The sequence below is a fragment of the Pseudomonas sp. DTU12.1 genome (assembly GCF_009873475.1).
Taxonomy (GTDB): domain Bacteria; phylum Pseudomonadota; class Gammaproteobacteria; order Pseudomonadales; family Pseudomonadaceae; genus Aquipseudomonas; species Aquipseudomonas proteolytica.
Genome location: NZ_CP045254.1, coordinates 2654998 through 2667193 on the forward strand (window position 1 = coordinate 2654998; position 12196 = coordinate 2667193).

Here is a 12196-nt window from a genome sequence, read left to right on the forward strand (position 1 = left end):
CCAGATGCTGCGCCTGTTTCTGCGCCTGTACATCATCCTGGCCCTGGGGTTGGCGGGGGCGATCTGGCTGGTGAACTACACCTTCGACGAATTGCTGCCCGAAGCCAACGAAACCTACAACCGTGAAGCCATGCGCGGCCCGGCCTACGGCCTGGTGGAGCAGTTGCGCCCGTTGCCGCCCGGGCCGGCCCGCGAGGCGCGGCTGGCCGAGCTGCAAAAGCACTATGGCTTGCGCCTGGGGTTTATTGACCGCGACGCAGCCGGCCTTGACCCCCGTGAGCAACAGTTGCTGGCTGATGGCAAGTTGGTGGTGCGCGGCGACTTCATGGAGTTCATCACTGAAATCGACGGCGGCGCGCAGTTGCTTGAGGTCAAGCTGCCGGTGGAACCACGCTGGCTGTATCTGTGGGCCTACAGCTTGTTGGGCTTGTGCCTGGCCATCGTCCTGTATTTCTGGGTGCGCCCGCACTGGCGTGATCTTGAGCACATCCGCCTGGCGGCCCAGCGTTTTGGTGACAATGACCTGGGCTCGCGCATCCTGTTGCCGCGTCGCTCCACCGTGCGTGAGTTGGCCGGGCACTTCAACCAGATGGCCGAGCGCATCGAGCACTTGATCGCCAACCAGCGTGAGCTGACCAACGCGGTGTCCCATGAATTGCGCACACCGATTGCGCGCTTGTCGTTTGAGCTCGATCAACTCAAGCAGGAAGCGGACCCGCGCCAGAGCCGCGCGCTGATTGGCGACATGTACGCCGACCTTGGCGAGCTGGAAGACATGGTTTCCGAGCTGTTGACCTACGCCAGCCTGGAGCGTGGTGCCACCCAAGTCACCCGCGAGAACATCGAGGCCCAAAGCTGGCTCGACAGTGTGATCGGCAGCGTCGCCCTGGAAGCGGAAGCGGAAGGCGTGCAGTTGTCACTGCGTACCTGTGAAGTGGCGTTCATCCAGATCGAGCCACGGTTTATGGCGCGCGCCGTGATCAACCTGCTGCGCAATGCCATTCGTTACGCCGAGCATCGGGTGGAGGTGTCGTTGGTCAAATTCGGCAGCGGCTATGAGGTACGCGTCTGCGATGACGGCCCCGGCGTACCCGAGGACGGCCGCGAGAGAATCTTCCAGCCGTTTACGCGCCTGGACGCCAGCCGCGACCGCCGCACCGGCGGCTTTGGCCTGGGCCTGGCGTTGGTCCAGCGGGTCAGCCAGTGGCATGGCGGGCAGGTGCAGGTGCTGGACTCGCAGTGGGGCGGGGCGTCGTTTCGCATGACTTGGGCCTACGCCGATCTGTAGATGCCGAAACTCTTCGTCCTGTAGTGGCAAGCGGGCGGTTATGGCAAGCGGGCCGTTGTGGCAAGCGGGCCGTTGTGGCGAGCGGGCTTGCCCCGCGCTGGGCTGCGGAGCAGCCCCAAACCCAGCCACCACGGCATACCTGAAGAAACGCGGCGGGCTTATTGGGGCTGCTCCGCAGCCCAGCGCGGGGCAAGCCCGCTCGCCACAACTGCGCACTCTCCCCAGCCATCCGCTCCGTCAAAAGGTGTAGTTCAGCACGCCCATCACCGAAGTCTGCATCCTGCGCTCCACAATCGGGCTTTTACCCGCATCACCCGACAAGTACTGCACATCCAGCAAGGTCGAGAATGTGGTGTGCTCGCCAAGGGGCACGCTCCAATCGAGGTTCAGCCCCCGGCTGACCATCCCACCCTTGGCGTCATACGCGCGAAAGCGGCTGTGCTGGGCTTGGCCGCTGGTCACGCCATACCACGTCTGTACATAGTTGCTATCGCCAAAGCGGCTGTTGAGGCTGGCGTCCACGGTGCCGTAGTCGCCGTCATACAGGTTGGTGCCGATGCTCAACTCCAATGAGGTGAAGGCCTTGCCGCTGTCTTTTTTATCGTCTTGCGCCAAGGCATGTTCCAGGGTTGCGCCCAGGATCGCGCTGCCCAGGGTATAGCTGGCACTCACCCCAAACTGTGGCCGCGACTTGATGTCGCCCATGCCCTTGAGTCGGTCGGAACCCAGGTGGGTGCTTTTCTTCTGGTCCTTGCGCGCGGTACTGGCGCCGACATAGGCGCTGAAGCTCAGTTGGTCATCCTCATAACCCCAGCCCAACCCCTTGTTGGTATCGAGAAAAATCCCCCATGGGCTGACGACATTTACGCCCAGCAGGGGCGCGGTCATCCGTTCATTGCTGCCGCTGTAGCGCGGCAGGTTGGCCGCCCCGGCTTGCAGGCTGTATTGCCAGTCGGTGGCGACTGACAGTTGGGTGCAGGTGAGCATGCACACAGAGGTGGCAGCGAGGTAGATCGTTCTTGAACGCATGATGGCCTTCGTCGTTCCATGGGAGGCTCGAATCCTAGGGACGGCGTGGGCAGGGGTCTTTGACAGCTTTGTCGGGAAACTGTCAAAGACTGTTAAACCCTTGGGCTGCCTGCCCAGCGCCCAAACGCCGCACCACCCCCAGACTTGATTTCAATCAAGGGCTCACTGGCCACCTGCCACCTACCATCGGCTGCATATTCCGGCCGTTGAAGTCAGTGAGCCCATGAACCGCACCAAGCCCTCGACCCTCGCTACCTTGGCGGCAAGTCCCGTCACCTGGTTGGTTGTCCTGGTTTTACTGTTCAGCCTGGCCGGCCCGGCCCAGGCCAAGTCCTACGGCGCGATTGAACAGCAACGCATCGACAAGATCTTCCCCCAGGCAGACGCCATTTCCGCCCCCGAAGGCAAGTTCAAGGTGCGCACGCTGTCGGCCAAAGGTGCGGTGATCGGCTACGTGTTCCAGAGCCTGGATGTGGTGGATATCCCGGCGTATTCCGGCAAACCGATCAACACCCAAGTGATCCTCGACCCGGCCGGGGTGATCCGTGATGCCTATGTGCTGGAGCACCACGAGCCGATCCTGCTGATTGGCATTCCCGAGGCCAAGTTGCATGACTTCACGGCACGCTACAGTGGGATCAACGTCAGGCAGCGGGTGGTGGTGGGGCACTCCAGTGACAGCCAGGCGGTGACTGTGGATGCGGTGGCCGGTGCCACCGTTACGGCCATGGTGGTCAATGAAGTGATCATGCGTGCCGCCCATGAAGTGGCGGTGTCGCTCAAATTGATCGAGGACAAGGCTAGCACCGCGCAGAAAGTCGCGCTGGTGCGCCCTGATCTGTTCGAGCCCGCCAACTGGGCGCAATTGACCGGCAATGGCGCAGTGCGCCGCCTGCACCTGACACGCGGCCAGGTGGACGATGCCTTCAAGGGCACCGAGGCCGAAGGTGTGGAAGTGGCGGGGCCGGGGCAGGCCGACGAGACATTTATCGACTTGTATGTGGCGGATCTCAATGCGCCGACCATCGGTCGCAACCTGTTGGGCGAGGCGCAGTACCGGGTGCTGATGCAGGGCCTCAAGCCTGGCGAACAGGCCATTGCGGTGCTGGGGCGCGGGGTTTTTTCGTTCAAGGGCTCGGGCTACGTGCGCGGCGGGATTTTTGATCGGGTGCAGTTGCGCCAGTTCGGCAACGTCATCAGCTTTCGCGATATGGACCACCAGCGCCTGTATGACGTATTCGCCGAGGGCATGCCCGAGTTCGAGGAAATGTCGGTGTTTATCGTGCGCCCCCAGGCCGCGTTCGACCCAGGCTCAGCGTGGACCCTGGAGTTGCTGGTGCGGCGCCAGACCGGCCCGGTCAGCGGCACCTTCACCAGCTTTGAACTGCCTTACCAGATGCCCGAGGCCTACCTGGAACGGCCCCTGCCGACCGCCGCGGAACAGGCCGCCATCGACGAAGCCAACCGGCCGATGTGGCTGACGATCTGGTACCAGAAACAGGTGCAGGTCCTGGTGCTGGGCGCCGCCCTGGTGCTGTTGACGGTGATTCTGTTCTTGCAGGACAGCCTGGCCCGGCGCCCGCGTCTGCTGCACTGGGTGCGTCGCGGTTACCTGCTGTTTACCGTGGTGTTTATCGGCTGGTACGCCCTGGGCCAGTTGTCGGTGGTCAATGTGCTGACCTTCGTGCATGCGCTGTTCCAGCAGTTCCGCTGGGAGCTGTTCCTCACCGACCCGCTGATCTTCATGCTCTGGGTATTCACCGCCGCCAGCATCCTGCTGTGGGGGCGTGGGGTGTTCTGTGGTTGGTTGTGTCCGTTCGGGGCGCTGCAGGAGTTGATCAACGAGGCGGCGCGCAAGCTCAAGGTGCGCCAGTTCGAACTGCCGTTTGCCGTGCATGAGCGGCTGTGGGCGATCAAGTACCTGATCCTGCTGGGGCTGTTTGGCCTGTCCCTGGAGTCGATGGCCACTGCCGAACGGTTTGCCGAAGTGGAACCGTTCAAGACCGCCATCACCCTGCATTTCGACCGCCAGTGGTGGTTCGTCGCCTATGCCTTGGTGCTGCTGGTGATCAACATTTTCACGCGCAAGGTCTATTGCCGCTATCTCTGCCCGCTGGGCGCGGCGCTGGCAATCCCGAGCAAGTTCCGCCTGTTCGATTGGCTCAAACGGCGCAAGGAATGTGGCGATCCGTGCCAGTTGTGCGCCAAGGAATGCGAGATCCAGGCGATCCACCCCGATGGCCATATCAACGCCAATGAATGCCACTACTGCCTCGATTGCCAGATGACCTGGCACAACGACCACAAATGCCCGCCACTGATCAACAAACGCAAGAAACGCAACAAGGCCGCACCCACCCCTGGGCAATTGATCCCGGTGGTGCAGGTGGCGGTGCCTGAATGACGGCCTTGGGCACCCACTTTTCCCATCTGGAGCACATCATGAACGACAGCGAATCGAAAAAAACCGGGGCCACACCGCAACCCGAAGGCATGAGCCGGCGTGGCTTCCTCGGCACCGGCGCCGTGACCGGCGCGGTGCTGGCAGGCGCCTCGGCCATCGGCGGTACGGTGTTTACCCGCGAGTCCTTTGCGGCGGCGGCCAAGGAAGCGAAGTCGAAGATCCATGTGGGCCCGGGTGAGCTGGACCAATACTACGGTTTCTGGAGCGGCGGCCACCAAGGCGAAGTGCGGGTGCTGGGTGTGCCGTCGATGCGCGAGCTGATGCGTATCCCGGTATTCAACGTCGATTCGGCCACCGGCTGGGGCCTGACCAACGAGAGCAAGCGCATCCTCGGCGAGGGCGCCAAGTACCAGAACGGTGATTGCCATCACCCGCACTTGTCTACTACCGATGGCCGCTACGACGGCAAATACCTGTTTATCAACGACAAGGCCAACACCCGCGTTGCGCGGATCCGCCTGGACATCATGAAGTGCGACAAGATCGTCACCGTGCCCAACGCCCAGGCGATCCACGGTCTGCGCCTGCAAAAGGTGCCGTACACCAAGTACGTGTTCTGCAACGCCGAGTTCATCATCCCGCACCCCAACGACGGCCACACCTTCGACCTGCAAGACAAAAACAGCTTCACCATGTTCAACGCCATCGACGCGGAAAAAATGGAAATGGCCTTCCAGGTCATCGTCGATGGCAACCTCGACAACGCCGACATGGACTACACCGGCAAATACGCCGCGGCTACCTGCTACAACTCTGAGAAGGCCTCCGACCTGGGCGGCATGATGCGCAACGAGCGCGACTGGGTGGTGGTGTTCAACATCCCGCGCATCGAGGCGGCGATCAAGGCCGGCAAGTTCATCAACCTCGACGGGGTCAAGGTGCCGGTGGTGGACGGGCGCAAGGGCGACGATGGCAAGGACAGTGAATTCACCCGCTATATCCCGGTGCCGAAGAACCCCCATGGCTGCAACACCTCGCCGGACGGCAAGTACTTTATCGCCAACGGCAAGCTGTCGCCGACCTGCACCATCATCGCCATCGACAAGCTCGATGACCTGTTCAGCGACAAGATCAAAGACCCGCGCGGCGTGGTCGTCGGCGAGCCGGAGCTGGGCCTGGGCCCGTTGCACACCACCTACGATGGCCGGGGTTTTGCCTACACCACGCTGTTTATCGACAGCCAGGTGGTGAAGTGGAACATCGCCGAAGCCATCCGCGCCTATGGCGGCGAGAAGGTCAACTACATCAAGCAGAAGCTCGATGTGCACTACCAACCGGGCCACAACCACGCCTCGCTCACCGAAACCCGGGACGCCGACGGCCAATGGCTGGTGGTGCTCAGCAAATTCTCCAAGGACCGCTTCCTGCCCACCGGCCCGTTGCACCCGGAAAACGATCAGTTGATCGATATCTCGGGCGATGAAATGAAACTGGTCCACGACGGCCCGACCTTCGCCGAACCCCATGACTGCGTGATGGCGCGGCGTGACCAGATCAAGACCAAGAAAATCTGGGAGCGCAACGACCCGTTCTTTGCCGAAACCGTGGCCATCGCCGCCAAGGACGGGATCAAGCTGGAGACCGATAACAAGGTGATCCGCGACGGCAAGAAAGTGCGGGTGTACATGACCTCCATGGCGCCGACCTATGGCCTGACCGAGTTCACCGTCAAGCAGGGCGATGAGGTCACGGTGACCATTACCAACATCGACCAGATCGAGGACGTGACCCACGGCTTTGTCATGACCAATCATGGCGTGAGCATGGAAATCAGCCCGCAGCAAACATCATCCATTACCTTCATCGCCGACAAGCCGGGGCTGCATTGGTACTACTGCAGCTGGTTCTGCCATGCGCTGCATATGGAGATGGTAGGGCGCATGTTGGTCGAGCGCGCTTAACGGCGAGCACCAACCAATGTGGGAGCGGGCTTGCCCGCGATAGCGGCGGTTCAGCCACTATTTTTGGCGGCTGGTATACCGCCATCGCAGGCAAGCCAGCTCTCACACTAGATCTGTGTTGCTCCACAGATTGGGTTTTGATCAAAAGGAATGCTCCGTGGCTCGACCCCGCACGTTATTGATCGGGTGTGTGTGGCTGCTATTTTCGGCCACCGCCAGCGCCGTTTTACTGCCCATCACCGACTTGCCGTTGGTAGCCGCAGGCCCGCAGCACTGGCGCCTGCCCGCCGGCGACTACCAGGGCTCCTTCAGCATCGACCAACCCCTGCAACTCACCTGCGAACCCGGTGCGGTGATCCACAGCCAGGGCTTGGGCAATGGCTTGCTGATCAGCGCCGCCGACGTCACCGTCGAGGGCTGCACCTTCCTCGACTGGGGCCATGACCTCACCGCGATGAACGCGGCGATCTTCATCCAACCCAAGGCCCACGGCACCTTGATCAAGGGCAACCATATGCGCGGCCAGGGTTTTGGCGTGTGGGTCGATGGCACGGCGGACGTGAGCGTGATCGACAACCAGATCCAGGGCGACCCCACCCTGCGCTCCCAGGACCGGGGCAATGGCATCCACCTGTACGCGGTCAAGGGCGCGCGAGTGATCGGCAACCACGTGCGCGACGCCCGCGACGGCATCTACATCGACACCTCCAACGGCAACCTGCTGCAAGGCAACACCCTGGAAGACCTGCGCTATGGCATCCACTACATGTTCGCCAACGACAACCAGGTGCTCGACAACATCACCCGCCGCACCCGTACCGGCTACGCCTTGATGCAAAGCCGCAAGCTGACGGTGATCGGTAATCGCTCCGAAGAGGATCAGAACTACGGGATCCTGATGAACTACATCACCTATTCCACCCTGCGCGACAACGTGGTCAACGATGTGCGCGACGGCACCACGGGCGACACCATGATCACCGGTGCCGAAGGCAAGGCACTGTTTATCTACAACTCGCTGTTCAACAGCATCGAACACAACCACTTCGGGCGCAGTGCGGTGGGCATTCACCTCACGGCCGGCTCCGAAGACAACCGGATTGCCGGCAACGCCTTTGTCGGCAACCAGCGCCAGGTCAAGTACGTGGCCACACGTTTGCAGGAGTGGTCGGCGGATGGCCGGGGCAATTACTGGAGCGACTACCTGGGCTGGGACCGCAACAGCGATGGCCTGGGGGATGTGGCCTACGAGCCCAACGATAACGTCGACCGCCTGCTGTGGCTGTACCCCCAAGTGCGCCTGTTGATGAACAGCCCCGGCATCGAGTTGCTGCGCTGGGTGCAGCGGGCGTTTCCGGTGATCAAGTCGCCGGGGGTGATGGACAGCCATCCGCTGATGAAAGACCCCACGCTTTCCCTGCTCAAGGAGCCCGCATGATGCCTGTCGTCGAAATCCAAGGCGTGACCCAGCGTTATGGGCACGCCACTGTGCTGCATGACCTGAACCTGAGCCTGGCGCCCGGGGAGGTGCTGGGCTTGTTCGGCCATAACGGCGCGGGCAAGACCACCAGCATGAAGCTGATCCTCGGTCTGTTGCAGGCAAGCAGCGGCCAGGTGCGGGTGTTCGGCCGGGCGCCCAGCGACCCCCAGGTACGGCAGATGCTCGGGTACCTGCCGGAAAACGTGACCTTCTACCCACAACTCAGCGGCCTGGAGACCTTGCAGCATTTTGCCCGGCTCAAGGGCGCGCCGATGAGCCAGGTCGCGACGCTGCTGGAAGACGTCGGCCTGACCGCGGCGGCGCGGCGGCGGGTCAAGACCTATTCCAAGGGCATGCGCCAGCGCCTCGGCCTGGCCCAGGCCCTGCTTGGCGAGCCGCGCCTGCTGCTGCTCGACGAGCCCACCGTAGGCCTCGACCCGATCGCCACCCAGGATTTGTATCGCTTGCTCGACCGCCTGCGCGGGCAGGGCACCAGCATCATCCTTTGCTCCCATGTGCTGCCGGGGGTGGAAGCCCATATCAACCGCGCTGCGATCCTCACCCAGGGCCGCCTGCTGGCCCTCGGCACCCTGGCGGCGTTGCGCGAAGAAGCCGGGCTGCCGACCCTGATCCGCAGCAGTGGCCTGCAACGCGCGGCGCTCTTGCAAAAACGCTGGAGCGAGGCCGGCCATGTGACCCGGCGCTGGGGCGCGGAGGGTCTGCAGGTGGCTGCGTTCAATGGCAACAAGCTGGACCTGTTGCGTCAGTTGCTCGACCAGGAAAACCCCAGCGATGTGGAAATCGTCGTGCCGTCCCTGGAGGACCTGTACCGCCATTACATGGAAAGCCCTGCGGAGCGTGCCCTATGACGCCGATCTGGAACATGGCCCGCAAGGAATTCAGCGATGGCCTGCGCAATCGCTGGTTGTTAGCGATCAGCCTGTTGTTCGCGGTACTGGCCATCGGCATTGCCTGGCTCGGTGCGGCGGCGTCCGGGCAACTGGGCTTCACCTCGATTCCGGCGACCATCGCCAGCCTGGCGAGCCTGGCGACTTTCCTGATGCCGTTGATTGCGCTGTTGCTGGCCTATGACGCGATTGTCGGCGAGGACGAAAGCGGCACCTTGCTGCTGTTGCTCACTTATCCCCTGGGGCGCGGGCAGATCCTGCTGGGCAAGTTCGTGGGGCATGGGTTGATCCTGGCCCTGGCGACCTTTATTGGATTTGGTTGCGCCATGCTCGCCATTGCGCTGCTGGTGGATGACGTCGAGTTCAGCCTGCTGCTGTGGGCGTTTGGTCGATTCATGATGACGTCGACCTTGCTCGGTTGGGGCTTTCTGGGGCTGGCGTATGTGTTGAGCGCCGTCTCGGCAGAGAAGTCCACGGCGGCCGGGCTGGCCCTGGGCGTGTGGTTCTTTTTTGTCCTGGTGTTCGACCTGGCGTTATTGGCGCTGCTGGTCATCAGCGAGGGCCAGTTCAGCCCGACGCTGCTGCCCTGGTTGTTGCTGTTCAACCCGGCGGATGTGTACCGGCTGATCAACCTGTCGGGTTTCGATACCGGGCCGGCATCGGTGGGCGTGATGGCGTTGGCGGGCGACCTGGCAGTGCCGACGGCGGTGTTGTGGCTATGCCTGGCTTTATGGGTCGTAGGGCCACTGGCCTGGGCGTATTGGCTGTTTGGGCGGCGCGCAGCCTGAGTTTTTATTAGTGGAGCGGATGAGCATGAAAATCGGGTTGGTATTGCTGTTGAGCCTGCTGTTGGTCGGGTGTGACAAACCGGTGGCGGCGGGCGTGGGTGATGGGCCGGTGGCGTTTCATCCGGCCGATGAGTGCCATGTGTGCGGCATGGTGATCAGCGAATTCCCGGGGCCCAAGGGCGAGGTGGTGGAGCAGGGCGCGGCGAAGAAGTTTTGCTCGACCGCAGAAATGCTCGGCTGGTGGTTACAGCCGGAAAACCATCATGCCCAGTCAAAGCTGTATGTGCATGACATGGGACGCAGTCATTGGGACACCCCGGATGATGCCCATCTGATCGACGCCAAGACGGCGTACTACGTGCTGGGCACCGGGCTCAAGGGCGCCATGGGCGTGGTGCTGGCCTCGTTTGCCGAGCAGGCGGTGGCACAGAAAGTCGCGGCGGACACCGGCGGGCGGGTGTTGCGTTTCGAGGAGATTGACCTGGCGCTGCTACAACAGCCGGCAGGTATGTCCCATAGCGGCCATTGATAACCCAAGCAAATACCGCTGTCGTGGCGAGCGGGCTTGTCGGAACGCCGCATCGCCCGCGCTGGGCTGCGAAGCAGCCCTAAAAACGGCCATCGCGGATTATCTGGAGAAACGCAGCGGGCTTATTGGGGCTGCTGCGCAGCCCAGCGCGGGGCAAGCCCGCTCGCCACAGGGGGAGTCGTGCGGTACGGCCTTTAACGGTTGACCAACATCGCCGGTAAGTTTGATGGCCAGACCCATCAACGAGTTACTGAACAAACCGGCGATATCAAGCAGACACGGCTGTTGTGGCGAGCGGGCTTGTCGGAACGCCGCATCGCCCGCGCTGGGCTGCGAAGCAGCCCTAAACCTGGCCATCGCGGTTTATCTGTAGAAACGCGGCGGGCTTATTGGGGCTGCTTTGCAGCCCAGCGCGGGACAAGCCCGCTCGCCACAGGGGGAGTTGTGCGGTACTGCCCTTAACGGTTGACCAACTTCGCCGGCAAGGCGATCACCAGCAAACAACTGAGCACCAGGCTCCCGGCAAAGAACCACATCGCCCCGGCGCTGCTGCCGGTCAGGTCGATGGCCAGGCCCATCAGCGAGTTGCTGACCAAGCCGGCGATGTTCGCCAGGGAACAGGCCAGGGCAAAGCCAGTGGCTGCCGCGGTGCCGGTGAGGAAGGTCGCTGGCAGGCTGAAAAACACCGGCACTGCGCCAAGGATCGCCGCCGAAGCCACGGCAAACAGGGCCACGGTGGCGACCACGTTATGGGTGAAGAAGGTGCTGCTGGCCATGGCCACGGCGCCCACCAGAAAGGGCACGATAATGTGCCAGCGGCGCTCACGGTATTTGTCGGAGCTGGCGCCGATCAGCAGCATGCCGGCCAGCGCGGCGACGCTGGGTAGGGCGGTGAGCAGGCCGATATGGAAGGTGTCGCTGATCCCCGCGTTGCGGATCAGGGTCGGCATCCAGAAACCCATGGCATAGGCGCTGAGCAGGATCGAAAAATCGATCCCGCCGAGCATCCACACCTTAATGTTGAAGAACCCATCACGAAAGCGCCGCGGGCTGTGGCTGGCCTGGCTGGCGTCGGCGTGCAATTGCTGTTGCAGCAGGGCCTTTTCGTCGGCAGACAACCATTTGGCCTGGTGATAGGTATTGGGCAGCGCCCAGAACGCCAGCACCCCCAACAGCACGCTGGGCAATGCTTCAAGCAGGAACAGCCATTGCCAACCGCGCAGGCCGGCCAGTTGGTCGAAGTGGCTCATGATCCAGCCGGACAACGGCCCACCAATCACACTGGACAGCGGCAGGCCGATCATGAACAGCGCAATCACCCGCCCTCGGCGATGGGTGGGGAACCAGGTGGTCAGGTAGTACAACACCCCCGGCAGGAACCCCGCCTCGGCGACGCCGAGCAAAAAGCGCAGGACATAGAACTGGGTGGTGGAGGTGACCAGCAGCGTGCAGGCCGAGAGCAGGCCCCAGGTGATCATGATGCGAGCAATCCAGATCCGCGCGCCGACCCGCTCCAGGATCAGGTTGCTCGGCACTTCAAACAGGATATAGCCGACAAAAAACAGGCCGGCGCCCAGGCCGAACGCGGTTTCGCTGAACTGCAACTGGTCTTGCATCTGCAGCTTGGCAAAACCGATGTTGATCCGGTCCAGATAGGCGGCCAGGTAGCAGAAACACAGGAAGGGAATCAGCTTCCAGGTGATCTTGTGGTACAGCGCATGGATCGGGTCGGCGACCGTGGGCATCGGTGAGTCTCATGGGCAAGGAGTGGGGCGGGGCGAATATAGCATTCCGACACCGACAAGCTCT

General features: G+C 62.5%; 9 protein-coding genes. 7 read left to right on the plus strand and 2 right to left on the minus strand.

All coding sequences use genetic code 11. From position 1 onward, the window contains the following. Nucleotides 1-4: 4 nt before the first annotated feature. Nucleotides 5-1288 carry an ATP-binding protein gene (locus GDV60_RS11565; RefSeq protein WP_159907245.1) on the plus strand — a complete coding sequence of 428 codons (1284 nt, stop codon included), beginning with the start codon at nucleotides 5-7 and terminating at the stop codon, nucleotides 1286-1288. A gap of 237 nt (nucleotides 1289-1525) precedes the next feature. On the opposite strand, the gene GDV60_RS11570 is transcribed toward GDV60_RS11565, so the two are convergent. After that, the gene (locus tag GDV60_RS11570) at nucleotides 1526-2317 is read right to left on the minus strand and encodes a MipA/OmpV family protein (protein WP_133714502.1); all 792 of its coding nucleotides are present in this window, start codon (nucleotides 2315-2317) and stop codon (nucleotides 1526-1528) included. 223 nt (nucleotides 2318-2540) lie between these two features. Here GDV60_RS11570 and nosR point away from each other — a divergent pair, with 223 nt between their 5' ends. The 6 genes from nosR to GDV60_RS11600 all read left to right on the plus strand — a co-directional run bounded on the left by nosR (nucleotide 2541) and on the right by GDV60_RS11600 (nucleotide 10387). Continuing rightward, complete coding sequence (nosR, locus tag GDV60_RS11575) at nucleotides 2541-4721, plus strand: transcriptional regulator NosR (RefSeq protein ID WP_159907247.1); 2181 nt, start codon at nucleotides 2541-2543, stop codon at nucleotides 4719-4721. Nucleotides 4722-4759: 38 nt separating this feature from the next. Beyond that, nucleotides 4760-6682 (plus strand): TAT-dependent nitrous-oxide reductase, encoded by a 1923-nt coding sequence (gene nosZ / locus GDV60_RS11580; protein ID WP_029294848.1) that lies wholly within the window; start codon nucleotides 4760-4762, stop codon nucleotides 6680-6682. Between the two features lie 178 nt (nucleotides 6683-6860). Beyond that, nucleotides 6861-8120 carry a nitrous oxide reductase family maturation protein NosD gene (locus GDV60_RS11585; RefSeq protein ID WP_371923824.1) on the plus strand — a complete coding sequence of 420 codons (1260 nt, stop codon included), beginning with the start codon at nucleotides 6861-6863 and terminating at the stop codon, nucleotides 8118-8120. Then, entirely contained in the window at nucleotides 8120-9031 is a 912-nt protein-coding gene (locus tag GDV60_RS11590) for an ABC transporter ATP-binding protein (protein WP_159909207.1), read from the plus strand. Before GDV60_RS11585 ends, GDV60_RS11590 begins: the two co-directional genes overlap by 1 nt. Further along, a complete protein-coding gene (locus GDV60_RS11595; RefSeq protein WP_159907249.1) occupies nucleotides 9028-9858 on the plus strand; it encodes an ABC transporter permease in 831 nt (276 codons plus the stop codon). The genes GDV60_RS11590 and GDV60_RS11595 overlap by 4 nt, the downstream gene beginning before the upstream one ends. A gap of 25 nt (nucleotides 9859-9883) precedes the next feature. Then, on the plus strand, nucleotides 9884-10387 hold the full coding sequence (locus GDV60_RS11600) for a nitrous oxide reductase accessory protein NosL (protein WP_240160348.1): 504 nt from the start codon (nucleotides 9884-9886) through the stop codon (nucleotides 10385-10387). 458 nt (nucleotides 10388-10845) lie between these two features. On the opposite strand, the gene GDV60_RS11605 is transcribed toward GDV60_RS11600, so the two are convergent. Then, nucleotides 10846-12132: an MFS transporter gene (locus GDV60_RS11605; protein ID WP_029294857.1), complete on the minus strand. Its 1287-nt coding sequence runs from the start codon at nucleotides 12130-12132 to the stop codon at nucleotides 10846-10848. Nucleotides 12133-12196: the final 64 nt, after the last annotated feature.

Coding starts and splice junctions, on each gene's coding strand:
- GDV60_RS11565 (WP_159907245.1), top strand. CDS start 5: ATGCTGCGCCTGTTTCTGCGCCTGTACATCATCCTGGCCCTGGGGTTG.
- GDV60_RS11570 (WP_133714502.1), bottom strand. CDS start 2,317: ATGCGTTCAAGAACGATCTACCTCGCTGCCACCTCTGTGTGCATGCTC.
- nosR (WP_159907247.1), top strand. CDS start 2,541: ATGAACCGCACCAAGCCCTCGACCCTCGCTACCTTGGCGGCAAGTCCC.
- nosZ (WP_029294848.1), top strand. CDS start 4,760: ATGAACGACAGCGAATCGAAAAAAACCGGGGCCACACCGCAACCCGAA.
- GDV60_RS11590 (WP_159909207.1), top strand. CDS start 8,120: ATGCCTGTCGTCGAAATCCAAGGCGTGACCCAGCGTTATGGGCACGCC.
- GDV60_RS11595 (WP_159907249.1), top strand. CDS start 9,028: ATGACGCCGATCTGGAACATGGCCCGCAAGGAATTCAGCGATGGCCTG.
- GDV60_RS11600 (WP_240160348.1), top strand. CDS start 9,884: ATGAAAATCGGGTTGGTATTGCTGTTGAGCCTGCTGTTGGTCGGGTGT.
- GDV60_RS11605 (WP_029294857.1), bottom strand. CDS start 12,132: ATGCCCACGGTCGCCGACCCGATCCATGCGCTGTACCACAAGATCACC.